Below are 26,010 nucleotides of genomic sequence, written 5' to 3' on the forward strand. Positions count from 1 at the left end.
GCCCTTTGGGGTCCACTACCTGAGGTCGTACGTCACACCTTTGCCACGGAAAATTTCGGCCGCTAACAATGGCTCACGTCGCTCGACGCCGCATGCCTTTACCCGCAGCGTTTGTTCCGGAAACACATTCGTCCCCACCGGACCCAGAGCGACCTCCGCGCTATTCGAAGAGGTCCCTCAGCCATGCCCAAGCAGCCCATCACTCCTGGTCATAGTCCCGTGCTGACCAGGATCCACAAGCTCTCGTTCGCCGGTGTCGCCACGCTCGGCGCCGCCGCCCTCGCCTTCTCCCTCGCGCCCGCCGACACCAAGGCCAGTTCCGAGTCGGCCTCCGCCGCTCCGGCCGCCTTCTCCTCGGAGCAGTTCAAGGTCGAGACCGCCGGCCTCAGCGACCAGCTGGCCGACGCCCAGGCCGCGGCCGCGAAGAAGAAGGCCGCCGACGCGACCGCCGCCAAGGCCGCCGCGACGAAGAAGGCCGAGGACGCCCGCAAGGCGAAGGAGGCCGCGAGCCGCTCCGCCGAGCGCGCCGCGATCAAGCCGGCCGCTGCGAAGACGTACGCGAACAACCTCGACGGCTGGATCCGCCAGTCGCTGGACATCATGAAGAAGCACGGCATCCCGGGTACCTACGAGGGCCTGCACCGCAACATCATCCGGGAGTCCGCAGGCGACCCGAACGCGATCAACGGCTGGGACATCAACGCCATCAACGGCGTCCCGTCGATCGGTCTGCTGCAGGTCATCAAGCCGACCTTCGACGCCTACCACGTCGCCGGCACGGTCAAGAGCCAGTACAACCCGGTCGCCAACATAACCGCCGCCGCCAACTACGCGGCGGACCGGTACGGCTCGATCGACAACGTCGACAGCGCGTACTGAGGTCTGCGCGGACCTCTGACGCGTACGCCGAAAGGGCGGCACCCCAGTGGGGTGCCGCCCTTCGCGTGCCCTCGGACCGCAGGACCGCTCGGATCCAGGAGCTACTTCCGCATGACCTCCGGCTCGTGGCGGCGCAGGAAGCGGGCCACGAGGAAGGCACAGACCGCGGAGAGGGCGAACAGGGCGGTCATGTCCAGGGCCCAGGTCAGTGCATCGTGGTTCCAGAGCGGATCGCTGTCGGCCGTGTTGTGCGGGTTGATCTTGTTGAAGTCGAGCGTGGAGCCGGCGGCGCCGACCGCCCAGCGCGACGGCATCAGGTACGAGAACTGGTTGACGCCCAGAGCGCCGTTCAGCGGGAACAGGCATCCGGTGAACACGACCTGGATGATCGCGAACATGACCAGCAGGGGCATGGTCTTCTCTGCGGTCTTCACCAGCGAGGAGATGACCAGGCCGAACATCATCGAAGCGAAGCCCAGCGCCATGATCGGCAGGGAGAGCTCGATCGCGACCGCTCCGCCGAGGATCAGGCCCTTGTCGGGGATCGTCCGGCTCACGAAGCCGATCGCTCCGACCAGCGCGCCCTGGAGCATGGTGATCACGCCCAGGACGATCACCTTGGACATCAGGTACGCGGAGCGCGACAGACCGGTCGCGCGCTCCCGCTCGTAGATGACCCGTTCCTTGATCAGCTCACGGACCGAGTTCGCGGCGCCCGCGAAACAGGCTCCGACCGCGAGGATCAGCAGCACGGTCGCGGCCGTGCTGTTCGGGACGGGCAGGCCGTTCGGCTGCAGCTGCTTGTTCACCAGCAGCGTCTTGTCCGGCTCGATGAGCAGGCTGACCGCGCCCAGGACCGCCGGCAGGATCACCGTCAGGGCCAGGAAGCCCTTGTCGGACACGATGACCGAGACGTACCGCCGGACCAGGGTGCTCAGCTGGGACAGCCAGCCCTGGGGTTTCGGCGGCCGCATCGACTGCGGCGGCGGCATGTGTACGGACTGCGGGGCGACCGCGTCGATGTCCGCGGCGTACATCTGGTAGTGCTGCGAGCCCTTCCAGCGGCCCGCCCAGTCGTAGTCGCGGTAGTTCTCGAAGGCGGAGAAGACATCGGCCCAGGTGTCGTAGCCGAAGAAGTTCAGTGCCTCCTCGGGCGGGCCGAAATAGGCCACGGACCCGCCTGGCGCCATGACCAGAAGTTTGTCGCAGATGGCCAGCTCGGCCACCGAGTGCGTGACGACGAGGACGGTGCGGCCGTCGTCGGCGAGGCCGCGCAGCAGCTGCATGACGTCGCGGTCCATGCCCGGGTCGAGGCCGGAGGTCGGCTCGTCCAGGAAGATCAGCGACGGCTTGGTGAGCAGCTCCAGGGCCACCGAGACGCGCTTGCGCTGGCCACCGGAGAGGGAGGTGACCTTCTTCTCCTTGTGGACGTCCAGCTTGAGCTCGCGCAGCACCTCGTCGATCCGGGCGTCGCGCTCCTGCGTCGTGGTGTCCGCGGGAAAGCGCAGCTTGGCCGCGTACTTGAGGGCCTTCTTGACGGTCAGTTCCTTGTGCAGGATGTCGTCCTGCGGGACCAGACCGATGCGCTGACGCAGCTCGGCGAACTGCTTGTAGAGGTTCCGGTTGTCGTAGAGGACGTCACCCTGGTTGGCGGGGCGGTAGCCCGTGAGCGCCTTCAGGAGTGTCGACTTGCCGGATCCGGACGGGCCGATGACCGCGATGAGCGACTTCTCCGGTACGCCGAAGGAGACGTCCTTGAGGATTTGCTTGCCGCCGTCGACCGTGACGGTCAGGTGGCGGGCCGAGAAGGAGATGTCACCGGTGTCGACGAACTCCTCAAGGCGGTCGCCCACCAGGCGGAACGTCGAGTGGCCGACGCCGACGATGTCGTTCGGGTCGAGCAGCGCGGAGCCGCTCTTGGCGATCGGCATACCGTTGACGTACGTGCCGTTGTGCGAGCCGAGGTCGCGGATCTCGTAGCGTCCGTCGGGCGTCGCGTGGAACTCGGCGTGATGGCGCGAGACCTGCAGGTCGGATACGACCAGTTCGTTCTCCAGCGCACGGCCGATGCGCATCACACGGCCGAGGGACATCTGGTGGAACGTGGTCGGGCTGCGGTCGCCGTAGACCGGCGGCGCCCCCGCGACACCACCGGGGCCCTGCTGCTGCGGGATGTGCCCGCCCTGCTGCGCCTGCTGCCAGCCCTGCTCCGGTGCCTGCTGCTGCGGCGGAGCCTGCTGGGCCCAGCCGGCCGCGGGTGCGCCCTGAGCGGCGTACGGCTGCTGCTGGGACTGCGCCTGCTGCGGCGCCGCGGCCGCGGCGCCCGTCAGGCTCAGGCGTGGTCCGTCGGTCGCGTTGCCGAGGTGCACGGCCGAGCCGGGGCCGATCTCCATCTGATGGATCCGCTGCCCCTGCACGAACGTGCCGTTGGTGCTGCCGTGGTCCTCTATGACCCAGCTGTGGCCGCCCCAGCTGATCGTGGCGTGACGCCAGGACACCCTGGCATCCTCGAGCACGACGTCCCCCTGCGGATCGCGTCCGAGGGTGTAGGGCCTGGACGCGTCGAGCTTCCAGGTCCGTCCGTTCAATTCCAGTACTAGTTCCGGCACTCCATGCCCCACTGTGTTGTCCCCCGATTTACCCCCAACACAGGGAGTCTAGGGATGTCGAACATCGTGGGGAACTATTTCAGTAGGAGGGCCCTGACCGAAAGTCGGGCCTCGTGAAGACCGCGTACGGGCGGCTTGTCCGTTTCCGTTGACGGGGTTGAAACCGGACCGGAGAGTGGTAATCCCACGCGAGGGGGACACCGTGACGGAGGCGTCACGGTGCGGAGTCGGGGGGCTGACGATGAGCGACGGGTCCGTGGGACACAGCAGGCGCGTACCGGTGGGTGATGTGCTGCTGTCCTCGATCGCCGCCGTGAGCTGGGCGTTGATCGGGATGGCGGGCGTGGGAGCACTGGGGCTGCATCTGCTCGGTGCGGACGCGACGGCCTCGCTCGGGCCGATGACCGCGGCGGTTGTGGCGCTCGGGGCGGGTGGTTCGGTGACGCCCTCGGGCGACATGTCGGCGTTCGGGGTGGACAGCGCACAGGCCGAGACCGCCCTCCAGATCACGCCACTCGGTGTGAGCCTGGTGGGCGCGCTGCTGCTGTCCTGGTTCTTCCTGCGCTCCCTGCGCGGGGCGGGCGCGGTGATCACGCCCGCCGAACTGATGGCGCGGGCGGGCACGGTGGCCGCCCTCTTCGTGGCCATGCTGGGCGGTCTCGCCTGGGCGGGACACGACATCATCACGATCGACGGCGGTTCCCTCGGGCTCGACAAGCTGCCGGGCGGCGGGCTGCCCGACGATGTGAAGGTGCCCGGGCTCGGCGACCTCGGCGGCCTGCTGCCGGACCGGCTCGGGGACCTCGCGGACGCGAACGCCAAGGTGGGCTTCACCGTCGACACCGTCCCGACGCTGTTCGGCGGCCTGGGCTGGGTGCTCGGCGTCCTGGTGATCGCACTGCTGGCCTCGCGCAGGACCCCGCTGCCGCGCGGCTGGGATGTGGTGCACCGCGTGGTGCGGCCCGCGGTGTCCGCGCTGGTCACGGTGTTACTCGTGGCGGTCCTGGCGGGGTTCGCGGCGGCGGCGTACGCGGCGATCGGCGACGACAACCCGAAGCGGATCGCCGGTGCCGCCCTGCTCGGGGCGCCCAACGGGGTGTGGCTCGGCGTCCCGGTCGGGCTCTTCGTACCGTGGGACGGGAAGGCGACGGGCCCGTTCCTCCAGTTCCTGCCGGATCCCATGGACGACCTCCTGAAGTTCTCCGACCGGCCCGTCACGCTGGGCAGGCTGGCCGAACTGGACAGCCGGGTCTGGCTGCTGGGGGTCGCGGCGGCGCTGATGATGCTGTTCGCGGGTGTCCTCACCGCGGCGCGCACCCCGTTCGTACGGCAACGGGGCGGCTTCGGGATCGCCGGGTTCGCCGGTCGCTGCGCGCTGCGGCTGGCGGTCGTGACCGCGCTGGCGCTGCCGTTGCTGGCCTGGCTGACCGAGGTGTCCGTGAACGCCTCGCTGTCCGTGTTCGGCATCGACGCGTTCGACTCCGGGATCGAGTTGCGCGGCCGGCTCGGCATGGCGCTGCTGTTCGGTGCGCTGTGGGGGGCCGGGGCGGGGGCGGTGGGCGCGCTGCTCGCGTGCGCCACGGGTGCGGCCGGGCGGCAGGCGGCACTGTCGGCACGGGGTGACTTGGACACTTCGGAAAGCGTCGCCTCGCACGCGGTGGTCGCCGGGAAGGCCGCCGGGGAGACCGGGCCCTACCGTCCCGGGACGCCGTACCGGCCGTCGAATCCGGAGACGAACCCCTATCTGCGGCTGCCCGAAGAGCTGCGGGAGCCCGGGCCCGGGCGGCGCCCCGGCTCCCAGCCTCCCGGCGGGTCCCCGCCTCCTGGCGGCTCCCGGAGTCCCGGCGGCTCCCGGGATCCTGGTGGGCAGCCCCGCGACCCCGGTGGACAGCGCAGGGCGCCAGGTGGGCAGCCCAGGCCTCCTGCGGGGCGGCCCTCCGGTGGGCAGCCCCCGGGTGCCCGCCCGCCCGACGACGTGTACGGCGCTCAGACGGTGATCGGACCCTTCACACCACAGCCTCGTCCGGGACCCCCGGCGCCAGGGCCTCGCCGCCGGGGCCGGTCGTCGCAGGACGGGCCGCCTCCCCCGCCGGACGAGCCGCCGCCCCCGCCCCGGAAGCCGGACGGACGGCGCTGACCGAGGACGCGACGCGGGGCGGACACGGCCTGTGAAGACGGGGGACATCGAGGCGACATGTACTGTTCCCTGTCCGTCAGGCGGACCTCGGGGGCGTACGGCACGGAGTGCCGGATACGGTGGAAGCACCATGCAGACCTCTGATGTCCCCACACTCCTCGTCAAGATCTTCGGCAAGGACCGTCCCGGTATCACTGCCGGACTCTTCGACACCCTCGCCGCCTACTCGGTCGACGTGGTCGACATCGAGCAGGTCGTCACCCGTGGCCGGATCGTGCTGTGCGCGCTGGTGACGCATCCTCCGGCCGGTCTGGAGGGCGATCTGCGCGCCACGGTGCACAGCTGGGCCGACTCGATGAGGCTGCAGGCCGAGATCATCTCCGGGCACGGCGACAACCGGCCACGTGGGCACGGCAGGTCGCTGGTGACCGTCCTCGGGCATCCGCTCACCGCGGAGTCGACGGCCGCCATCGCCGCCCGGATCACCGGGACCGGCGGCAACATCGACCGTATCTTCCGGCTGGCCAAGTACCCCGTGACGGCCGTCGAGTTCGCCGTGTCCGGTACGGAGCCCGAAGGGCTGCGTACCGCGCTGGTGACCGAGGCCGCGGCCCTCGGCGTCGATATCGCGGTGGTCGCGGCCGGGTTGCACCGACGGGCCCAGCGCCTGGTCGTCATGGACGTGGACTCCACCCTCATCCAGGACGAGGTCATCGAGCTCTTCGCGGCGCACGCCGGCTGCGAGGAAGAGGTCGCCGAGGTGACGGCGGCGGCGATGCGCGGGGAGCTGGACTTCGAGCAGTCACTGCACGCGCGCGTGAAGCTGCTCGCGGGGCTCGACGCCTCCGTGGTGGACAAGGTGCGCAGCGAGGTGCGGCTGACACCCGGGGCGCGCACACTCATCCGTACGCTGAAGCGGCTCGGCTTCCAAGTCGGTGTCGTCTCGGGCGGGTTCACCCAGGTCACGGACGATCTGAAGGAGCGGCTCGGGCTCGACTTCGCCCAGGCCAACACGCTGGAGATCGTCGACGGGAAGCTGACGGGCAAGGTCATCGGCGAGATCGTGGACCGTGCGGGCAAAGCGCGGCTGCTGCGCCGGTTCGCCGCGGAGGCGGGCGTGCCGCTCACCCAGACCGTGGCGATCGGTGACGGGGCCAACGACCTGGACATGCTCAACGCGGCCGGCCTCGGAGTCGCCTTCAACGCCAAGCCGGTGGTCCGCCAGGCGGCGCACACCGCGGTGAACTTCCCCTTCCTCGACACGGTCCTCTACCTGCTGGGCGTGACACGCGAAGAGGTCGAGGCGGCGGACATGCACGTGGACTGAGCGTTCCCGCGGAGACCCCCGCGGTGACCCCGCTGAGCCCCCTGTGGTGTCTCGCGGTGTGTCTGCGAGCGCCTGGTCGGTCTCCCGTGACCCGTGAAACGGACGGGGCCCGGCACCATCGTGCATCGTGGTGCCGGGCCCCGTCCGCGCTCACTGCGTGTTCACTCGGAGGGGCCCCAGAAGTCGACCAGCGTGGCCGAGCCGGGATCCAGACTCTTCCACGAACCGGTGAAGGAGAGCACGGCGAAGGCGGCAGTGGGGAATTCGCGGCGACTCATCCGCTCCTGCGCGTCGCCCTCGAACTGGCCGGCCAGGACGTCGGCGAGGCCGTGCACTCCGGGGTTGTGGCCGATCAGGAGGGCGCTCCGCACGTCGTCCGGGGTTTCGTTGAGCACAGCGATCAGCTCACCCGGGGAGGCTTCGTAGAGCCGCTCCTCATAGACCGTTTTCGGCCGGTGCGGGAGTTCCTGGACCGCGAGCTTCCATGTCTCGCGGGTCCGGGTCGCGGTGGAGCAGAGGGCCAGGTCGAAGGGGATGCCGGTATCGGCCAGTTTACGTCCGGCGACGGCCGCGTCCTTGCGGCCCCGCTCAGCGAGCGGACGCTCTTGGTCGGCCACGTCGGGCCAGTCGGCCTTCGCATGCCGGAAAAGGACAATCCTGCGGGATTCTGCGACGCTCATGGTTCCCAGCTTCGCATGAAACACGCCATGGGGCGCAGGGAGTTGATGCGCTGCCCCGCCGTGAGTCGCGGGGACCTCAGGAGCGCCGCAACCCTGGAGGTCAGGAGCCCTGGAGGTCAGGAGCCCTGGGGACCGGAGCTCAGGAACCCTGGTGCTGCACGATCTGCTGAATCCGCTCGAAGAGGTTGCCGAGGGCCGGGTCCGCGCCCGCCGCGTGGGCGTCCGCGGGGTTCAGTATGAGCAGCAGCGCCGCGAAGGCGAGCACCGGGAGGACGAGCGCCCACCATGGCAGCCGGGTTTCGACGCCGCGCCCGGTCGCCGGGTGGGGCGGGGTGTGCGTAGGGGCCGACATGCCGCCTCCGTGGGGCTTCGAGTGCTCCGTGGTCCGCGTCCTCGCGGTCACATCTCGAAGGTACGGACTCGGGGACCCTCGTCCCATCCGGTGATCCACCCACTTCACCCTGACACTCACCCCCTAGGGGATGGTGGGGACAGCCCCACCCTCGCGTCGCGCGGCGAGGAGGGCGGGCCGGAGAGATCACGGCAGGGGGCCGACTGCGTCGGTCAGGGTGCGGCGATCGACGCGATGACGCCGATGATCACGAAGATGAGGAGGAACGCGCCGAAGACGAGCAGCATCTTCTTCTGGCCGTTCTGGGGGTTCGGATCGAGCACGGGCATGCCGCCAGTCTCGCACTCTTCACCCGGCTCCCCTCCAGTGGGGTCGCCTCACGGGAGCGGCCAGGACAGTCGGGGCGGCTCCACGAGCAGGGCCCTGGTACGTCACCGCGCGGCCTGGCAACGTCACCGCGCGGCCTCGTCCTCCACGGTGCGGTCGCGGCCGGCCAGGACGCCCACCACGATCTGCGGAACCATCAGGCCCGCCATGAGCGCGATCGGCAGCCCCCAGCCACCGCTGTGCTGGTAGAGCACGCCCACCAGCAGCGGGCCGGGGATCGAGATGAGGTAGCCGGTGCTCTGCGCGAAGGCCGAGAGCTGCGCCACCCCCGCTCCGGTCCTGGCCCGCATGCCGACCATGGTGAGGGCCAGCGGGAACGCGCAGTTGGAGACACCGAGCAGCAGGGCCCACGCCCAGGCGCCGCCCGCCGGGGCGAGATAGAGCCCTCCGTAGCCGACGAATCCGCAGAGGCCGAGGGCCACCACGATGGGCCCCTGGTGAGGCAGTCGCGTGGCCAGCCGCGGTATGACGAAGGCCAGCGGCACTCCCATCACCATCGTGACGGCGAGCAGCAGTCCTGCGGTGCCCGCCGGGACTCCCGCGTCCCGGAAGATCTGCGCCATCCAGCCCATGGTGATGTACGCGGCGGTGGCCTGGAGTCCGAAGAAGACGGCGAGCGCCCAGGCGGTACGGCTCCGGGTGATGCGCAGCGGCGCGGGCTCCTGGCGTCCTTCGGTGGCCGTTTCGGCGACCGGGGCGGGGGCGGAGGCCTTCTCGACGGAGAGAGCGGTGCCCTTGGCCCGTGCGAGAGGGATCCATGGCAGGACGGCGACGGCCGCGAGTCCCGCCCAGACGGCGAGGCCCGACTGCCAGTCGCCGCCCAGGGCCCGGGTCATGGGCACGGTGACGGCGGCCGCGGTGGCGGTGCCGAGCGCGAGGGCCATGGAGTAGAGGCCGGTCATGGAGCCGACCCGGTCCGGGAACCAGCGCTTGACGATCACCGGCATGAGGACGTTGCTGACCGCGATGCCCATGAGAGCGAGGGCGCTCGCGATCAGGAATCCGACCGTGTTCCCGGCGAAGGGCCTGATCACCAGGCCCGTGCCGATCGCCAGCATGCCGGCGCAAACCACGGCGGCGGGTCCGAAGCGGCGGGCGAGGCGTGGTGCCATGACACCGAAGACGGCGAAGCAGAGTGGCGGTACGGAGGTGAGGAGCCCGGCGACGCTGCCGCTCATCCCGAGCCCGTCGCGCACCTCTTCCAGGAGGGCGCCCAGGCTGGTGATGGCGGGCCGCAGGTTGAGGGCCGTCAGGACGATGCCGGCGATCACCAGGCGCGTCATCCACGCGCGCGTGGGGGGCGTGCGGGGTTCCGCGTCCTGCGCGGAACCGCGTATCGGTGGGGACGTGATCGTCCGGGTTTCCTCGCCAGTCATGAACACCATCATAGAATCATGGGATGATTGGTTGTCCAATCCCCTGGTGCACCATCCCGGGTACCCGCACCACGGTGCGTCCTCACTACGGTGTGTTCTCACTAGGTGTGTCCTCCCGGTGCACCCCCTGGCGCGAAGGACCGTCATGCCTCTGAGCCACCCCCGCCGTTCGGCGCTGTCCGAGCAGGTCATCGCCGCGCTGCGGAACGAGATCACCTCGGGCGAGTGGCCGGTGGGCTCCCGCATCCCCACCGAGACGGAGCTGGTCGAGCAGCTGGGAGTCGCCCGCAACACGGTCCGCGAGGCCGTCCGCGCCCTCGCGCACAACGGCCTGCTCGACATTCGTCAGGGCTCGGGCACCTACGTCGTGGCGACCAGCGAGCTGGCCGGCGTGATGCACCGCCGGTTCGCGGACGCCGACCCGCGGCACATCGCCGAGCTGCGCTCCACGCTGGAGTCGAGCGCGGCGAAGCTGGCCGCCGAGCGCCGTACCGAACGCGATCTCAAACAGCTGGACGCGCTCCTCGTACGCCGGGACGAGGCCTGGGAGTCGGGTGACGCCGAGGCGTTCGTGAGCGCCGACACGACCTTCCACCTGGCCGTGGTCGCCGCGTCCCACAACGACGTCATGACGGCGATGTACGCGGACCTGGGCGAGGTCGTGCGCGACTGGCTGCGCGAGGATGTCGGCGAGGAGCTGACGCCCGAGACGCGTATGGACCACACGCGCCTGGTGGACGCGATCCGCACGGGCGACGCGCAGACGGCTGCCTCGGAGGCGGCCGGTTATCCGTTCCTGTGCCGCCCGGGGCGACCGCGACGGCCGGAGAACGTCACTTCTGGTGGCTGACCCACGCCGAGCGGACCTCCTTCCAGCAGCGGCCGGTCAGCCGGATGTTCTGTGCGGGGCCCGCCTCGGCCCTCGCCCCGTCGGCGTCGATGTCCCACCAGCGGTCGCACTCGATGTGCAGGCTGACACGATCGGGCTCCGGATACGGGTTGTGGCAGTACGCCGTCACATGTGAGCCGTCGACGACGGTCCGGCACGCCGCTCCGAAGGGCCGTTCCTGTGCGGGCACGCGCGCGTGGGGCGTTGCTCTCGTGGTGTGCGAGGTGGCCCCATCGGGCACCGCGAGCAGGAGGGTCAGAGCGGCGAACAGCGCGACAGGGGGTGCCGCGAAGCCGTTCCTGGGGAGCCGGTGGTTGCACCGGCGCGGGGAGAGGCGCACAAAGGAACCTCCTCGGCTGGGCTCTGGAGGACGTCTCGGGAGAGATCGGAGGAGATCGGAGGAGATCAGGGGAGACCGGGGAAGGCCGGTGGAGAGATCTCGCGAGAAGAACTCCTACGCCAGAGTGGGCCGTTGCTCCTTCCGCCGCCCGGCCGGTAGGGCCGAACGGGTGACGCCCCGCTCACCGCGTGTTGCGGGGAACGGGGCGCCGATACCGTACGAAAGCGTTTGCGCAGGCGTTTACGCGCCGATCGCGTGCAGACCGCCGTCGACGTGGATGATCTCGCCGGTGGTCTTCGGGAACCAGTCGCTGAGCAGGGCGACGACACCGCGGCCGGCCGGCTCGGGGTCCTTGAGGTCCCACTCCAGGGGTGCGCGGCTGTCCCAGACGGCCGCCAGTTCGCCGAAGCCCGGGATGGACTTGGCGGCCATGGAGCCGATCGGACCGGCCGAGATGAGGTTGGAGCGCACGTTCTGCTTGCCCAGGTCACGGGCGAGGTAGCGGTTGGTGGCTTCCAGTGCGGCCTTGGCCGGACCCATCCAGTCGTACTGCGGCCAGGCGTACTGGGCGTCGAAGGTGAGGCCGACGACCGAGCCGCCGCCGTTCTGCATCAGCGGCAGGCAGGCCATGGTCAGCGACTTCAGGGAGAAGGCGGAGACGTGCATGGCCGTGGCGACCGACTCGAACGGCGTGTTCAGGAAGTTGCCGCCCAGGGCGTCCTGCGGGGCGAAGCCGATGGAGTGCACGACGCCGTCGAGGCTGCCCAGCTCCGCACCCACGACCTCGGCGAGCCGCCCGAGGTGCTCGTCGTTCGTCACGTCGAGCTCGATGACCTTGGTGGGCTTGGGGAGCTTCCTGGCGATGCGCTCGGTCAGCGTGGGCCGCGGGAACGCGGTCAGGATGATCTCGGCACCCTGCTCCTGGGCCAGCTTCGCGGTGTGGAAGGCGATGGACGACTCCATCAGCACACCGCTGATCAGGACGCGCTTGCCCTCGAGAATTCCACTCATGGTGATCAGTGACCCATTCCCAGTCCGCCGTCTACGGGGATGACGGCTCCAGTGATGTACGAGGCCTCTTCCGAGGCGAGGAACCGCACGGTCGCGGCGATCTCCTCGGGCTGCGCGTACCGGCCGAGCGGCACCTGCTTCACGATGGCCTCGCGCTGTTCGTCGGTGAGCGCCTTGGTCATGTCGGTGTCGACGAAGCCGGGCGCGACGACGTTGAAGGTGAGGTTGCGCGAGCCGAGCTCACGGGCGAGCGAGCGCGCGAACCCGACCAGGCCGGCCTTGGAGGCGGCGTAGTTCGCCTGCCCCGCCGAGCCGAGGAGGCCGACCACCGAGGAGATGAGGACGACGCGGCCCTTCTTGGCGCGCAGCATGCCGCGGTTGGCGCGCTTCACGACCCGGAAGGTGCCCGTCAGATTGGTGTCCAGGACGGACGTGAAGTCCTCCTCGGACATCCGCATCAGCAACTGGTCCTTGGTGACGCCCGCGTTGGCGACGAGCACCTCGACCGTGCCGTGCTCGGCCTCGATCTCCTTGTAGGCCTGCTCCACCTGATCGCTGTTGGTGATGTCGCACTTGACCGCGAGGCAGCCCAGTTCGGTGAGGGCGGCGGGGGGCTCGCCCGAACGGTACGTGATCGCGACCTTGTCGCCCGCGTCGACGAAAGCGCGGGCGATGGCGAGGCCGATGCCCCGGTTTCCTCCGGTGACGAGAACCGAGCGGCTCAACGGATCACCCTTTCGATTGCCGGTCTGGTACCTCGAAAACCTATCGGTACGGTCGGCCGTGCGGAGAATCGGGCACCGACAGTGGCTCACCCCGCGTGCTGTCGGATCCCTACAGTCGGCGCACCCCGCGGACGCGCTGTTTCAGTCAGCCATGCCCGGGGCGTGTGCGGGCAGCCCCTCGGCGCGGACTGCGGTTGCAGGTGTTCACCTTCTCGCCGTCGGCGTTGACCACAGCCTCATACGTCGCCTTGCCTGGCGTGATTCCGCTGGAAGCCGGGGTGTCGGCGCTGCATGATTCACTGCGAGACATATCGACGACGGTGAGAAGGGGAGGCCGCTCATGGCACACGAGGTCGATCAGTCATTCCTGGCACTGCCGCTGCGGGCTCTCGCGGACGCGGCGCTCGCGCGGGCCAGGGCGCTGGGCGCCGACCACGCGGACTTCCGGTTCGAGCGGGTCCGCGGCGCGTCCTGGCGGCTGCGGGACGCGAAACCCGCCGGGTCCTCGGACGTCACGGACCTGGGGTACGCGGTGCGGGTGGTGCACGGCGGGACCTGGGGGTTCGCGTCGGGGGTCGATCTGACGATGGACGCCGCCGCGAAGGTGGCGTCGCAGGCCGTGGCGATGGCCAAGCTGTCGGCGCAGGTGATCAAGGCGGCGGGCTCGCAGGAGCGGGTCGAGCTGGCGGACGAGCCCGTGCACGCCGAGAAGACGTGGGTCTCCTCGTACGAGATCGATCCCTTCTCCGTGCCGGACGAGGAGAAGGCGGGGCTGCTGGCCGAGTGGAGTGCGCGGCTCCTCGCGGCGGACGGCGTCAGCCATGTCGACGCCTCGCTGCTGACAGTGCACGAGAACAAGTTCTACGCGGACACGGCGGGCACCGTGACCACCCAGCAGCGGGTCCGGCTGCATCCCCAGCTGACCGCCGTTGCCGTCGACGAGTCGATCGGCGAGTTCGACTCGATGCGTACGATCGCGCCGCCCGTCGGCCGCGGCTGGGAGTACCTCACGGGCACCGGCTGGGACTGGGAGTCGGAGCTGGAGCGGATCCCGGAACTGCTCGCCGAGAAGATGCGGGCGCCCAGCGTCACGGCGGGCGTGTACGACCTGGTCGTCGACCCGTCCAACCTGTGGCTGACCATCCACGAGTCCATCGGCCACGCCACCGAGCTGGACCGTGCGCTCGGCTACGAGGCCGCGTACGCCGGGACGTCGTTCGCGACCTTCGACCAGCTGGGCAAGCTGCGGTACGGCTCCGAGCTGATGAATGTCACCGGTGACCGCACCGCCGAGCACGGGCTGGCGACCGTCGGGTACGACGACGAGGGTGTCGCCGGGCAGTCCTGGAACCTGGTGAAGGACGGCACGCTCGTCGGCTACCAGCTGGACCGCAGGATCGCGAAGCTGACCGGCTTCGAGCGGTCCAACGGGTGCGCGTACGCCGACTCCCCCGGCCATGTGCCCGTACAGCGCATGGCGAACGTGTCGCTCCAGCCGGATCCCGCCGGGATGTCCACCGAGGACCTCATCGGGAGTGTCGACCGCGGGATCTATGTCGTCGGCGACCGGTCCTGGTCGATCGACATGCAGCGCTACAACTTCCAGTTCACCGGCCAGCGGTTCTTCAAGATCGAGAACGGGCGGATCACGGGCCAGCTGCGGGACGTCGCCTACCAGGCGACGACCACGGACTTCTGGGGCTCGATGGCGGCCCTCGGCGGCCCGCAGACGTACGTCCTGGGCGGTGCCTTCAACTGCGGCAAGGCCCAGCCGGGCCAGGTCGCTGCGGTCTCGCACGGCTGCCCGTCCGCCCTCTTCAAGGGCGTCAACATCCTCAACACGACCCAGGAGGCCGGTCGATGAGCGCTCGTGTGCCCAACGGCACCACTTCGTTCAAGCCGCACGAGATCGTCGAGCGCGCTCTGGAACTGTCCCGGGCGGACGGGTGCGTCGTCATCGCCGACGAGCGGTCGACCGCCAACCTGCGCTGGGCGGGCAACGCGCTGACCACGAACGGCGTCACACGCGGGCGCACGCTGACCGTCGTCGCGACGGTCGACGGCCGCGAGGGCACCGCCTCCGGGGTCGTCTCGCGCTCGGCCGTGACCGCGGACGAGCTGGAGCCGCTGGTGCGGGCCGCCGAGGCCGCCGCCCGCGGGGCCGGCCCGGCGGAGGACGCGCAGCCGCTCGTCGAGGGCGTGCCCGTCTCCCCCGACTTCACGGACGCGCCCGCCGAGACCTCGTCGGCCGTCTTCACGGACTTCGCCCCGGCGCTCGGTGAATCGTTCGCACGCGCGCGTGCGGGCGGACGCGAGCTGTACGGCTTCGCCAACCACGAGCTCGTCTCCAGCTATCTCGGTACGTCCGCGGGGCTGCGCCTGCGCCACGACCAGCCCAACGGAACGCTGGAGTTGAACGCCAAGTCGCCGGACCGTACGCGCTCGGCGTGGGCCGGCCGGTCGACGCGGGACTTCAAGGATGTGGACCCGGCCGCGCTCGACGCCGAGCTGGCCGTCCGGCTGGGCTGGGCCGAGCGGCGCGTCGAACTGCCCGCGGGGCGGTACGAGACGCTGCTGCCGCCGACCGCCGTCGCGGACCTGCTGATCTACCAGATGTGGTCGGCGGCGGCCCGGGACGCGGCGGAGGGCCGGACGGTGTTCAGCAGGTCCGGCGGCGGTACGCGCGTCGGCGACCGGCTCACCGACCTGCCGCTGACCCTGCGCAGCGACCCGAACGAGGCTGGGCTCGAAAGCGCCCCCTTCGTGCTCACGCACTCCTCCGGGGACGACGCCTCGGTCTTCGACAACGGCCTGCCCCTCACGGCCACGGACTGGATCCGTGAGGGCGAGCTGAAACACCTGACGAGCACCCGGCACAGCGCGGGCCTGACCGGGCTGCCGGTGGCCCCCGGCATCGACAACCTCATCCTCGACGGCGGCGAGGACACGTCCCTGCAGGAGATGGTCGCCGCCACCGGGCGCGGGCTGCTGCTGACCTGCCTCTGGTACATCCGCGAGGTCGACCCGGCGACGCTGCTGCTGACCGGGCTGACCCGGGACGGTGTCTACCTCGTGGAGAACGGCGAGGTCACCGGTGAGGTCAACAACTTCCGGTTCAACGAGTCGCCGGTGGGCCTGCTGGGTCGGGCGACCCAGGCCGGGCGGACGGAGAAGACGCTGCCGCGCGAGTGGAGCGACTGGTTCACCAGGGCCGCGATGCCGGCCCTGCGCGTGCCGGACTTCAACATGAGCTCTGTCAGTCAGGGCGTATAACCTCGATTGACTTCGATTAACCTCGATGGGCAGCCTCGCGGTCTTTTGTCGCCCGGCTGCCCAGGAATCATGACTGCTCGAAAATCATGACTGCCCGAAGATCATCCAAGGAGACACGAGAACCGTGACGGACATCGTCGACGAGCTGAAGTGGCGCGGGCTGTTCGCCCTGTCCACCGACGAGAACGCATTGCGCAAGGCGCTCGCGGACGGTCCCGTCACCTTCTATTGCGGCTTCGACCCGACCGCGGCCTCGCTGCACGTCGGGCATCTGGTGCAGGTCCTCACCATGCGCCGCCTCCAGCAGGCGGGCCTGCGCCCGCTGGCCCTGGTGGGCGGGGCGACCGGTCAGATCGGTGACCCGCGCCCGACGGCGGAGCGCACGCTGAACGACCCGGAGACGGTCGCCAACTGGGTCACCCGGCTGCGCGGCCAGATCGAGCCGTTCCTGTCCTTCGAGGGCGAGAACGCCGCGGTGATGGTGAACAACCTGGACTGGACGGCTGGTCTTTCGGCCATCGAGTTCCTCCGGGACATCGGCAAGCACTTCCGTGTCAACAAGATGCTCGCCAAGGACTCGGTCGCCCGGCGCCTGGAGTCCCAGGAGGGCATCAGCTACACGGAGTTCAGCTACCAGTTGCTCCAGGGCATGGATTTCCTGGAGCTGTACCGGAGGTACGGCTGCACGCTCCAGCAGGGCGGCAGCGACCAGTGGGGCAACCTCACGGCGGGCCTGGACCTGATCCACCGGCTGGAGCCGGACGCCGAGGCGCACTGCGTCGCGACGCCGCTGATGGTCAAGGCGGACGGCACCAAGTTCGGCAAGAGCGAGGGCGGCGCCGTCTGGCTCGACCCGGAGATGACGGCGCCGTACGCGTTCTACCAGTTCTGGCTGAACGTGGACGACCGTGACGTCTCGACGTACATGCGGATCCTGTCCTTCAAGTCCCGGGAGGAACTGGAGGAGCTGGAGAAGCAGACCGAGGAGCGTCCCCAGGCCCGCGCCGCCCAGCGCGCGCTGGCCGAGGAACTGACCACGCTGGTGCACGGCGCCGACCAGACGGCCGCCGTGATCGCCGCGTCGCGGGCGCTCTTCGGCCAGGGCGAGCTGGCCGGGCTCGACGCGGCGACACTGAGTGCGGCGCTCTCCGAGCTGCCGCACGTCCGGGTCACCGAGCCCGGCTCGGTGGTGGACCTGTTCGCCGAGGTCGGGCTGGTGGCCAGCAAGTCCGCCGCACGCAGGACGGTCAAGGAGGGCGGGGCGTACGTGAACAACGTGAAGGTCGCGTCCGAGGACGCCGTTCCCGGCGAGGAGGACTTGCTGCACGGGCGGTGGCTGGTGCTCCGGCGAGGCAAGAAGAACCTTGCCGCCGTGGAGGTCGCTCCGTAGGGAGTGCCTTCCATACAGGCCTGAACGCAACGGAAGGAGGAGGGCGGGCCCGCCCTCCTCCTTCCGTTGCGTTCAGGCCAATGCGTTCAGGCCCGCTGCTTCTTGCCCCGCATCGCCGAGTAGAGCATGTCGCCCAGGAAGACGACCACGACCGCGGCGACGAGCTGGAGGGCGTGCCGGCCCCAGTCGATGCCGCTCGTCTGGTCGATGCCGATACCGCGGGCGATCGCGTTGCCCACGACGGCACCGATGATCCCGAAGATCGTGGTGAGCCAGAGCGGGCTGTGCTGCTTGCCCGGAATGATCGCCTTGGCCAGCAGGCCCAGTACGAATCCCACGATGATCGCCCACAACCAGCCCATGGCTACCTCCTATACGGCTCTGCTCGAGCATTACGCCCAGTGTCGGCGTGTGTGCCGTACGGCGCATGCCGGACACGGCCATACGCGGTACGGCCCAGCCGTCCACCCCGGATCCCCCGGATCGGAACCGCCCCGCCCTCGTAGGCGGCCCGGCAGCGGCGTAACGTTGTTTCCCGTACGGGCCGGGGAGCGTCCGATGCAGGCGGGTGGTGGAACGTGATGCGGAAGCAGAACGACGTCGAGGTCTTCCGGATCACCGGAGCCAGACAGGGGCTCACCGACGACGTACGCGGCAGGCAGCGCCGCTACATCATCTCGATGTCCGTCCGCACGGTCGCCGTGGTCCTCGCCGCCACCCTCTGGAACGTCGAACGGCATGTCGCCGTCGTTGCGCTGGTACTGGGCATACTGCTCCCCTACATCTCCGTGGTGATCGCGAACGCGGGCCGGGAGAACGCGCCGTCGCTGCCGTCCACCTATGTGACCGCGCCCACCCGTCCCATGCTCGCGGGGCCGCGCGCGGGCGGCGCCGCGGAACCCGTCCCGGAGGACGTCACAGCCGATCCCGGCGCGCGTCAGCGGGACGAACCGCACGAGCGGGCCTGAGCGCGGGGAGCCGGTAGAAAGCGGAATCAGAACCCCCTGCCAAGCTCAAGAAAAGCTCAGATCAATCACGTTGTTCCGTTGCCGGGCCATGGGTTACCCGTGACATACTTAGTAGGCGCTCCGCATCCCCCGTCGGAGCGACAGACCGACGCCGGGCAGCTCCCCCCGTGGCTGCTCGGCGTCGCCTTTTGGGGCTCGTTGCGACTCGACTAGTGTCGGGGACGTGATCCTGAACGTCCCCGGTTCCGAACCGTCGTCCCCGTCGTCTCCCATCTGTTCCGCGAAAGCCTGCCGAGCGGACGCCGTGTGGGTGCTGGCCTGGAACAACCCGAAGCTGCACACGCCGGAGCGCCGCAAGACCTGGCTCGCGTGCGAGGAGCACCGCGATCACCTGTCGAAGTTCCTGGGCGTACGCGGCTTCCTCAAAGACGTCGTGCCCCTGAAGGAATGGGAGTCGGCGGAGGGACCGCCCGCGGGCTGAGAGCCGGTGTCCGACCCCCGGCCGGATCAGCCGCCGATCGCCGACATCGGGCGGTCCGGCTGCACGAACGAAGGGTCGTCCAGACCTGCTCCGGCCTTCTTCCCCCACATCGCCAGCCGCCAGATCCGGGCGACCTCCTCGTCCGGCGCGTCCGAGCGGAGCACCGCCCGCAGGTCGGTCTCCTCCGAGGCGAAGAGGCAGGTGCGGACCTGCCCGTCGGCGGTCAGCCGCGTACGGTCGCAGGCCGAGCAGAACGGGCGGGTGACCGAGGCGATCACGCCGACCCGGTGCGGGCCGCCGTCCACGATCCAGCGCTCGGCGGGCGCCGAGCCCCGCTCGTCGGACCCTTCCTCCGTCAGCTCGAAGCGCGTACGCAGCGAGGCGAGGATGTCGCCGGCGGTGACCATGCCCTCGCGCTTCCAGCCGTGCTGCGCGTCGAGGGGCATCTGCTCGATGAACCGCAGTTCGTAGTCGTGCTCCACGGCCCAGGCGAGCAGGTCCGGCGCCTCGTTCTCGTTCAGTCCCGGCATCAGTACGGAATTGACCTTGACCGGCGTCAGCTCCGCGGCGCGAGCCGCTTCGAGGCCGTCGATGACGTCCTGGTGGCGGTTACGGCGGGTCAGGGTCTTGAAGACGTCCGGGCGCAGCGTGTCCAGCGAGACGTTGACCCGGTCGAGGCCCGCCGCCTTCAGGGCGGTCGCGGTGCGCTTGAGACCGATGCCGTTCGTCGTCAGGGACATCTGGGGGCGGGGCTCCAGAGCGGCCACCCGCTCCACGATGCCGACCAGGCCGGGGCGGAGCAGGGGCTCGCCGCCGGTGAAGCGGACCTCGGTGATGCCCAGCCGGGTCACCGCTATGCCGATGAGGCGGACGATCTCGTCGTCCGTGAGCAGGTCGGGCTTGGCCAGCCACTGCAGGCCTTCCTCGGGCATGCAGTACGTACATCTGAGGTTGCACTTGTCGGTCAGCGAGACGCGCAGGTCGGTGGCCACCCGGCCGTAGGTGTCGATGAGCACGTGGGCCCCTTCCCTCGATACGGACCGCGACACGGACCGACAGTTCCTGGCAACCGGACAGTTCCGAACGGCCGGACAGCTTCGAACGGCCGGACGGTTCGAACGACCGGACGGTTTCGAACGGTCAGTCGACCCGATACCAGCGAGCCTACGTGACAGCACCGACAACAGGGGCGGCCCGAGCCCACTGGGATACTGACCGAGACGCACCGCGGCCGCGTCGCAGGGATCTACGACGCGGCCGCTCGGCGTGACGGTCAGTACCCCAGTGGGCTCGGTACGGTCAGTGCGCTCCGGTTCCGGTGAGGGACCGGACCTCCAGTTCGGCGTACTTGCCGGCGTCGGGCTCCTCCTTGGACAGGAGGGTGCCGAGGAAGCCGAGCAGGAAGCCGACCGGGATCGAGATGATGCCCGGGTTCTCCAGCGGGAACCAGTGGAAGTCGACGTCCGGGAACATCGAGGTGGCCTTGCCCGAGACGACCGGCGAGAAGAGCACCAGGCCGACCGCCGTGGTGAGGCCTCCGTAGATCGACCACAGCGCGCCCTGGGTGGTGAACCGCTTCCAGAAGAGGCTGTAGAGGATCGTCGGCAGGTTGGCGGAGGCGGCGACCGCGAAGGCGAGGGCGACCAGACCGGCGACGTTGAGGTCACGGGCCAGGGCGCCGAGGCCGATGGACACGACACCGATGCCGATGGTGGCGTAGCGGGCGGCCTTCATCTCTTCCTTCTCGGTGGCCTGGCCCTTCTTGATGACGTTCGCGTAGATGTCGTGGGCGAACGACGAGGACGAGGCCAGGGTCAGACCGGCGACCACCGCGAGGATCGTGGCGAAGGCCACCGCGGAGATCGTGGCGAGCAGGATCGCGCCCCAGGTCGAGTCGACGCCGCCGAGGTGCAGGGCGAGCAGTGGCGCGGCCGTGTTGCCCGCCGGGTTGGATTCGACGATCTCCGTCTTCGAGATGAGGGCCGCCGCACCGAAACCGAGCGCGATGGTCATCAGGTAGAAGCCGCCGATGATGCCGATCGCCCAGTTCACGGACTTACGCGCGGCCTTGGCGTTGGGCACCGTGTAGAAGCGGATCAGGATGTGCGGCAGGCCGGCGGTGCCCAGCACCAGGGCGATGCCCAGCGAGATGAAGTCGATGCTGGAGGTGGTCGTGAGCCCGTACTTCAGACCGGGCTCCAGGAAGGCCGAACCCTGGCCGCTGTTCTTGGCCGCCGAACCGAGCAGGTCGGAGATGTTGAAGTCGAACTTGAGCAGCACCAGGAAGGTGATGAGCAGGGTGCCGCTGATGAGCAGCACGGCCTTGACCATCTGGACCCAGGTGGTGCCCTTCATGCCGCCGATGGTGACGTACACGATCATCAGGACGCCGACCAGGGCGACGATGGCGACCTTCCCGGCGTCGCTGGTGATGCCGAGCAGCAGCGAGACCAGGACGCCCGCACCCGCCATCTGGGCCAGCAGATAGAAGATCGAGACGACGATCGTGGAGGTGCCGGCCGCCGTACGCACCGGGCGCTGGCGCATGCGGTAGGCGAGGACGTCGCCCATCGTGTAGCGGCCGGAGTTGCGCAGCGGCTCGGCGACCAGGAGCAGCGCCACCAGCCAGGCGACGAGGAAGCCGATGGAGTACAGGAAGCCGTCGTATCCGAAGAGGGCGATGGCGCCCGCGATGCCGAGGAACGAGGCGGCGGACATGTAGTCGCCGGAGACGGCGAGCCCGTTCTGGAAGGCGCTGAACTGACGGCCGCCGGCGTAGAAGTCGGCGGCGCTCTTGGTCTGCCGGCCCGCCCAGACGGTGATGACGAGGGTGGCGACGACGAAGACCGCGAACAGGGAGATGATCAGCGGCCGGTGCTCGCTGGCCTCTCCCGCCGCGAGCTGCGCCTGCGCGAGCTGAACCTGAGTGATCGCGGGGCTCATGCGCCGCCCTCCATCCGGGACTTGATCGCCTCGGCCTTGGGGTCGAGTTTGGTGGAGGAATGCCGCTCGTACCACCAGGCGATGAGGAACGTGGTGAGGAACTGGGCGAGGCCCAGCAAGAGGGCAACGTTGAAGTTGCCGAACAGCTTGGTGGCCATGAAGTCGTCCGCGTAGATCGACAGCAGGACGTACAGCAGGTACCAGGTGATGAAGCCGATGGTCAGCGGGAAGGCGAAGGAGCGGTGGGCGCGGCGCAGTTCACCGAACTCGGCGCTCTCCTGCACCTCTACGAACTCCGCTGTGGACGGGAGATGAGGTTCGGCTTTCGAGGGGGGCGGTGCGTCGGTGGCCACGGAGTCTCCTCGCGTTGCGGGTGCGGTTGCGACGTCGGACGGGTCGGACGGGGGCGTTTCCGGATCGGGGGAAGGGTTCGGTACGGGCATGGCTGATTTCTGACCTCACGGTGACGTGGATCACGTGGGCCGGGTGGCGATGTTAGGTCCCCCGGGCGTGATCCAACAGGGGGCTCGACGGTGCTCGTGCTCCCTGCTCAACGTCACGGCGCCGCGCGAGGCGCGGTTCAACTCCGGTCACTTCTTTCGGAACTCGTCTCCGGCGTTTCGCACGACATCCCCGTAAGTCATTGCTGGCCAGGGACGACGGGCGATAACTTCGCCCTGCACCACCCCGTCATGTACCTGCCCGAGTACCACCTGTGTTCGGGCCGGTTCCGTTTCCGGATGATGTGGAGATCCCATGGCTCATCTGCGTTCCAGACGCCGTCTCGCTCTCGCCGTGCCCGTCGTGCTGTCCCTCACCACCTCGCTCGGCTTCGTTCCGGGCATCGCGTCGGCCGCACCGCAGTCGGCACCGCAGCCCGCCCCCGCCGTCGCGGCGGCCGACGGACCGAACCTCGCGTACGTGGTCAACACGAAGACCGACCATCGCACGATCGGGTCGGTGAAGACGGCGATCACCCAGGCCGGCGGCACCGTCGTCGCCACGTACGACAAGATCGGCGTCATAGTCGCCCACTCGGCCGACCCCGGGTTCGGGTCGCAGATCCGCGCCGTGCGCGGCGTCCAGTCCGCCGGTGCCACCCGTACGACCCCGCTGACCGCGGCGGGTACGACCGACGAGGGCGCCGCCGACTACCTGTCGGCCACCGAGGCCGCCAAGGTGAAGGCCGCGGCCACCCCTGAGAGCGAGCCCCTTGAGGCCGACCAGTGGGACCTGCGCGCGATAGGCGCCGACAAGGCCTCTCGGATCAACCCGGGCAGCAGGAAGGTCACGGTCGCCGTGATCGACACGGGTGTCGACGACACGCACCCGGACCTGGCCCCCAACTTCTCCGCCGGGCAGTCCGCGAACTGTGTGGGCGGCGTGGCCGACACGAGTGAGGGCGCCTGGCGCCCGTACACCGCCGAGGACTACCACGGCACGCATGTGGCCGGTGAGATCGCTGCCGCGCGCAACGGCATCGGCGTGGCCGGTGTCGCGCCCGGCGTGAAGGTCTCCGGCATCAAGGTCAGCGACCCGGACAACGGTCTCTTCTACCCGGAGAGCGTTGTCTGCGCCTTCGTGTTCGCCGCCGACCACGGCGTCGAGATCACGAACAACAGCTACTACGTGGACCCGTGGCTCTACAACTGCATGGACGACCCCGACCAGCGTGCGATCGTCGACGCGGTCAACCGGGCCCAGCAGTACGCCACGAAGAAGGGCACCCTGCACCTCGCGTCGGCCGGCAACTCCAACCACGACCTGGACTCGGACGCCATCGTCGACGAGACGAGCCCCGACGACTCGACGCCGGTCACCCGCACGATCGACCCGCACGAGTGCTACGACGTACCGACCCAGCTGCCGGGTGTCGTCACGGTGAGCGCGACCGGCGTACAGAACCTCAAGTCGTACTACTCGACGTACGGCAAGGGTGTCATCGACATCGCCGCTCCCGGTGGTGACCGGCTCTACCAGATCCCGGACACCCCGTCGAAGAACGGCCGCATCCTCTCCACGATGCCGAACAACCAGTACGGCTTCCTGCAGGGCACCTCGATGGCGTCGCCGCACGCCGCGGGCGTCGCCGCGCTGCTGAAGTCCGAGCACCCGTGGGCGAGCCCGGCCCAGCTGCAGGCGCTGCTGAAGGCCCAGGCCGACAACCCCGGCTGCCCGGACTCCTACGACCAGGACGGCAACGGCACGCAGGACGCCACCTGTGAGGGCGGCAAGCGCGTGAACGGCTTCTACGGCTTCGGCATCGTCAACGCGCTGAAGGCTGTCAAGTAGCCCGAGTTCGACGGGGCCTCCCGCACGGCACGGCCCACACGGCCCACACGGCCCACACGGCCGGCATGGCCCGCACGGCACGTACAGCCCGCACAACCCGCACAACTCGCTAAACGAACTGGAGACAGCATGACCGCGCCCACTACGCGCTCGCGCCGCGTCATAGCCATCCCGCTGGGAATGGCCATGGCCACGGCTCTCGCCTTCCTGCCGAACGTCAACGCGTCCGCGGCTCCGGCTCCGGCCGCCGACACGGCCGACGTGGCCGGGCGGATCTCGGCGGAGGCCACCCCGCTGAGCTACGTCGTCAACATCCGCGCCGGACACGGGACTTCCTCCAAGGTGAAGTCCCAGGTGACGAAGGCCATCGCCAAGGCCGGCGGCACGATCGTGACGTCGTACGACCGGATCGGCGTGATCGTCGTCCACTCGTCGAACGCCGACTTCGCCAAGACCATCCGCAAGGTGCGCGGTGTGGAGTCGGCGGGCTCGACGCGTACGGCGCCGCTGCCCGCGCAGTCCACGACCGATGTCGGCACCCCGAAGGTGCTCACCTCGGAGGAGGTCGCGGACGTCGAGGCCGCGGCCGGACAGGACCCGCTGGAGCCGCTGCAGTGGGACCTGCCCGCCATCAAGGCGGACAAGGCCCACGAGAAGACGCTCGGGAGCAAGAAGGTCACCGTCGCCGTGATCGACACCGGCGTCGACGACACACACCCCGACATCGCACCGAACTTCGACCGCAAGGCGTCGGTCAACTGCGTGTCGGGCAAGCCGGACACGACCGACGGGGCCTGGCGGCCGAGCGCCGCCGAGAGCCCGCACGGCACGCACGTGGCGGGCGAGATCGCCGCCGCGAAGAACGGTGTCGGCGTCACGGGCGTCGCGCCCGGCGTGAAGGTGTCCGGCATCAAGGTCTCCACGACGGCCGGCTTCTTCTACACGGAGGCCGTCGTGTGCGGCTTCATGTGGGCGGCCGAGCACGGCGTGGACGTCACGAACAACAGCTATTACACCGACCCGTGGTACTTCAACTGCAAGAACGACCCGGACCAGAAGGCGCTCGTCGACGCCCTCACCCGGGCGACGCGGTACGCGGAGAAGAAGGGCACGGTCAACGTCGCGGCGGCGGGCAACGAGAACTACGACCTCGCCTCCGACGAGATCGCCGACTCGACCTCGCCGAACGACTCGACTCCGACGGATCGCGTCATCGACCCGTCCGAGTGCCTCGACATCCCGACCCAGTTGCCGGGTGTCGTCACGGTCGCCTCGACCGGGGCGAAGGGCATCAAGTCGTCCTTCTCCAACCATGGCCTGGGCGTCATCGACATCGCGGCCCCCGGTGGCGACTCGACGCGCTTCCAGACCCCGGCCCCGCCCGCCACCAGCGGTCTGATCCTCGGCCCGCTGCCGGGCGGCTCGTGGGGCTACATGGCCGGTACGTCGATGGCGTCGCCGCACGTCGCGGGTGTCGCCGCGCTCATCAAGTCGACGCACCCGCACGCCTCGGCGGCCCTGGTCAAGGCGCTGCTGTACGCGGAGGCCGACGCCACACCGTGCACGGACCCGTACGACATCGACGGCGACGGCAAGGTCGACGCGGTCTGCGAGGGCTCGAAGAACCGCAACAGCTTCTACGGCTGGGGCACCGCGGACGCGTTGGACGCGGTGACGAAGTAGGGCGCACCGCTTGAGGGTCACCACCTGAGAGGCACCGTTTGAAGGGGCCGGGCAGCCGTGTGCTGCCCGGCCCCTTCTCTCAACCCCGTCGCACCTCTGTCGCACCTCTGTCGCACCGCTGTCGCGGTTCTGGTGGACGGACGGCCCTGGGATTCGGATTCCCCGCGCTGGACATGAGTCACGGGGCGTCTGGAAACGTATGAATGGGCAAAATGCCCGTAGAGCGGGCGGAACGCCGTTCCACCAGTTGTTTTCCCGGACTCGCCCG

The 26,010-nt window shown here is 69.6% G+C and carries 23 protein-coding genes; 11 read left to right on the top strand and 12 right to left on the bottom strand.

The annotated features are described in order from the left end of the window. Positions 1–183 precede the first annotated feature (183 nt). Entirely contained in the window at positions 184–879 is a 696-nt protein-coding gene (locus tag AB0D14_RS32075; RefSeq protein WP_362786145.1) for a transglycosylase SLT domain-containing protein, read from the top strand. A gap of 101 nt (positions 880–980) precedes the next feature. Here AB0D14_RS32075 and AB0D14_RS32080 read toward each other — a convergent pair whose 3' ends face one another. After that, positions 981–3,488 (bottom strand): FHA domain-containing protein, encoded by a 2,508-nt coding sequence (locus AB0D14_RS32080; RefSeq protein ID WP_362786146.1) that lies wholly within the window; start codon positions 3,486–3,488, stop codon positions 981–983. 241 nt (positions 3,489–3,729) lie between these two features. On the opposite strand from AB0D14_RS32080, the gene AB0D14_RS32085 reads away from it, so the two are divergent. Then, complete coding sequence (locus tag AB0D14_RS32085) at positions 3,730–5,625, top strand: streptophobe family protein (protein ID WP_362786147.1); 1,896 nt, start codon at positions 3,730–3,732, stop codon at positions 5,623–5,625. A gap of 130 nt (positions 5,626–5,755) precedes the next feature. Beyond that, entirely contained in the window at positions 5,756–6,952 is a 1,197-nt protein-coding gene (serB, locus tag AB0D14_RS32090; RefSeq protein ID WP_362786148.1) for a phosphoserine phosphatase SerB, read from the top strand. Positions 6,953–7,113: 161 nt separating this feature from the next. Here serB and AB0D14_RS32095 read toward each other — a convergent pair whose 3' ends face one another. The 4 genes from AB0D14_RS32095 to AB0D14_RS32110 form a co-directional block, all read right to left on the bottom strand. Next, a complete protein-coding gene (locus tag AB0D14_RS32095) occupies positions 7,114–7,632 on the bottom strand; it encodes a histidine phosphatase family protein (protein WP_362786150.1) in 519 nt (172 codons plus the stop codon). A 139-nt stretch (positions 7,633–7,771) separates the two neighbouring features. Next, positions 7,772–7,984 carry a hypothetical protein gene (locus AB0D14_RS32100; RefSeq protein WP_362786152.1) on the bottom strand — a complete coding sequence of 71 codons (213 nt, stop codon included), beginning with the start codon at positions 7,982–7,984 and terminating at the stop codon, positions 7,772–7,774. A 212-nt stretch (positions 7,985–8,196) separates the two neighbouring features. Further along, positions 8,197–8,313: an SGM_5486 family transporter-associated protein gene (locus AB0D14_RS32105; protein WP_362786154.1), complete on the bottom strand. Its 117-nt coding sequence runs from the start codon at positions 8,311–8,313 to the stop codon at positions 8,197–8,199. A gap of 123 nt (positions 8,314–8,436) precedes the next feature. Further along, a complete protein-coding gene (locus AB0D14_RS32110; protein WP_362786156.1) occupies positions 8,437–9,759 on the bottom strand; it encodes a CynX/NimT family MFS transporter in 1,323 nt (440 codons plus the stop codon). Between the two features lie 133 nt (positions 9,760–9,892). Here AB0D14_RS32110 and AB0D14_RS32115 point away from each other — a divergent pair, with 133 nt between their 5' ends. Beyond that, positions 9,893–10,597, top strand: a complete 705-nt coding sequence (locus tag AB0D14_RS32115; RefSeq protein WP_362786158.1) for a FadR/GntR family transcriptional regulator — start codon at positions 9,893–9,895, stop codon at positions 10,595–10,597. Here the strand turns inward: AB0D14_RS32115 and AB0D14_RS32120 are convergent. The 3 genes from AB0D14_RS32120 to fabG form a co-directional block, all read right to left on the bottom strand. After that, complete coding sequence (locus AB0D14_RS32120) at positions 10,581–10,877, bottom strand: hypothetical protein (RefSeq protein ID WP_362786265.1); 297 nt, start codon at positions 10,875–10,877, stop codon at positions 10,581–10,583. The two genes, AB0D14_RS32115 and AB0D14_RS32120, sit on opposite strands and share 17 nt — an antisense overlap. A 339-nt stretch (positions 10,878–11,216) precedes the next feature. Further along, complete coding sequence (fabI, locus tag AB0D14_RS32125) at positions 11,217–11,987, bottom strand: enoyl-ACP reductase FabI (RefSeq protein WP_362786159.1); 771 nt, start codon at positions 11,985–11,987, stop codon at positions 11,217–11,219. Positions 11,988–11,992: 5 nt separating this feature from the next. Continuing rightward, positions 11,993–12,712, bottom strand: a complete 720-nt coding sequence (gene fabG, locus AB0D14_RS32130; protein WP_362786161.1) for a 3-oxoacyl-[acyl-carrier-protein] reductase — start codon at positions 12,710–12,712, stop codon at positions 11,993–11,995. A gap of 340 nt (positions 12,713–13,052) precedes the next feature. Between fabG and AB0D14_RS32135 the strand changes: the two genes are divergently transcribed. The 3 genes from AB0D14_RS32135 (at position 13,053) to tyrS (ending at position 17,375) form a co-directional block, all read left to right on the top strand. Beyond that, a complete protein-coding gene (locus tag AB0D14_RS32135; RefSeq protein ID WP_362786163.1) occupies positions 13,053–14,576 on the top strand; it encodes a TldD/PmbA family protein in 1,524 nt (507 codons plus the stop codon). After that, positions 14,573–15,985 (top strand): metallopeptidase TldD-related protein, encoded by a 1,413-nt coding sequence (locus AB0D14_RS32140; RefSeq protein WP_362786165.1) that lies wholly within the window; start codon positions 14,573–14,575, stop codon positions 15,983–15,985. The genes AB0D14_RS32135 and AB0D14_RS32140 overlap by 4 nt, the downstream gene beginning before the upstream one ends. 124 nt (positions 15,986–16,109) lie before the next feature. After that, on the top strand, positions 16,110–17,375 hold the full coding sequence (gene tyrS, locus AB0D14_RS32145) for a tyrosine--tRNA ligase (RefSeq protein ID WP_362786167.1): 1,266 nt from the start codon (positions 16,110–16,112) through the stop codon (positions 17,373–17,375). Between the two features lie 86 nt (positions 17,376–17,461). Here tyrS and AB0D14_RS32150 read toward each other — a convergent pair whose 3' ends face one another. Further along, entirely contained in the window at positions 17,462–17,737 is a 276-nt protein-coding gene (locus tag AB0D14_RS32150; RefSeq protein WP_362786169.1) for a GlsB/YeaQ/YmgE family stress response membrane protein, read from the bottom strand. A gap of 219 nt (positions 17,738–17,956) precedes the next feature. Between AB0D14_RS32150 and AB0D14_RS32155 the strand changes: the two genes are divergently transcribed. Both AB0D14_RS32155 and AB0D14_RS32160 read left to right on the top strand, forming a co-directional pair. Next, positions 17,957–18,343: a DUF3099 domain-containing protein gene (locus AB0D14_RS32155; protein WP_362786171.1), complete on the top strand. Its 387-nt coding sequence runs from the start codon at positions 17,957–17,959 to the stop codon at positions 18,341–18,343. A 223-nt stretch (positions 18,344–18,566) separates the two neighbouring features. Then, positions 18,567–18,824: a hypothetical protein gene (locus tag AB0D14_RS32160; protein ID WP_362786173.1), complete on the top strand. Its 258-nt coding sequence runs from the start codon at positions 18,567–18,569 to the stop codon at positions 18,822–18,824. Positions 18,825–18,850: 26 nt separating this feature from the next. Here AB0D14_RS32160 and moaA read toward each other — a convergent pair whose 3' ends face one another. From moaA to AB0D14_RS32175, 3 genes are all read right to left on the bottom strand, one after another. Continuing rightward, complete coding sequence (gene moaA / locus AB0D14_RS32165; protein ID WP_362786174.1) at positions 18,851–19,840, bottom strand: GTP 3',8-cyclase MoaA; 990 nt, start codon at positions 19,838–19,840, stop codon at positions 18,851–18,853. Positions 19,841–20,123: 283 nt separating this feature from the next. Next, complete coding sequence (locus AB0D14_RS32170) at positions 20,124–21,767, bottom strand: cation acetate symporter (protein WP_362786176.1); 1,644 nt, start codon at positions 21,765–21,767, stop codon at positions 20,124–20,126. Then, positions 21,764–22,120 carry a DUF485 domain-containing protein gene (locus AB0D14_RS32175; RefSeq protein WP_362786178.1) on the bottom strand — a complete coding sequence of 119 codons (357 nt, stop codon included), beginning with the start codon at positions 22,118–22,120 and terminating at the stop codon, positions 21,764–21,766. The genes AB0D14_RS32170 and AB0D14_RS32175 overlap by 4 nt, the downstream gene beginning before the upstream one ends. Before the next feature lie 403 nt (positions 22,121–22,523). Between AB0D14_RS32175 and AB0D14_RS32180 the strand changes: the two genes are divergently transcribed. Both AB0D14_RS32180 and AB0D14_RS32185 read left to right on the top strand, forming a co-directional pair. Then, a complete protein-coding gene (locus AB0D14_RS32180) occupies positions 22,524–24,059 on the top strand; it encodes a S8 family serine peptidase (RefSeq protein ID WP_362786180.1) in 1,536 nt (511 codons plus the stop codon). Positions 24,060–24,188: 129 nt separating this feature from the next. After that, the gene (locus AB0D14_RS32185) at positions 24,189–25,742 is read left to right on the top strand and encodes a S8 family serine peptidase (RefSeq protein ID WP_362786182.1); all 1,554 of its coding nucleotides are present in this window, start codon (positions 24,189–24,191) and stop codon (positions 25,740–25,742) included. The last annotated feature ends 268 nt before the right edge of the window (positions 25,743–26,010 follow it).

This window comes from Streptomyces sp. NPDC048484 (assembly GCF_040651415.1).
Classification (GTDB): Bacteria; Actinomycetota; Actinomycetes; order Streptomycetales; family Streptomycetaceae; genus Streptomyces.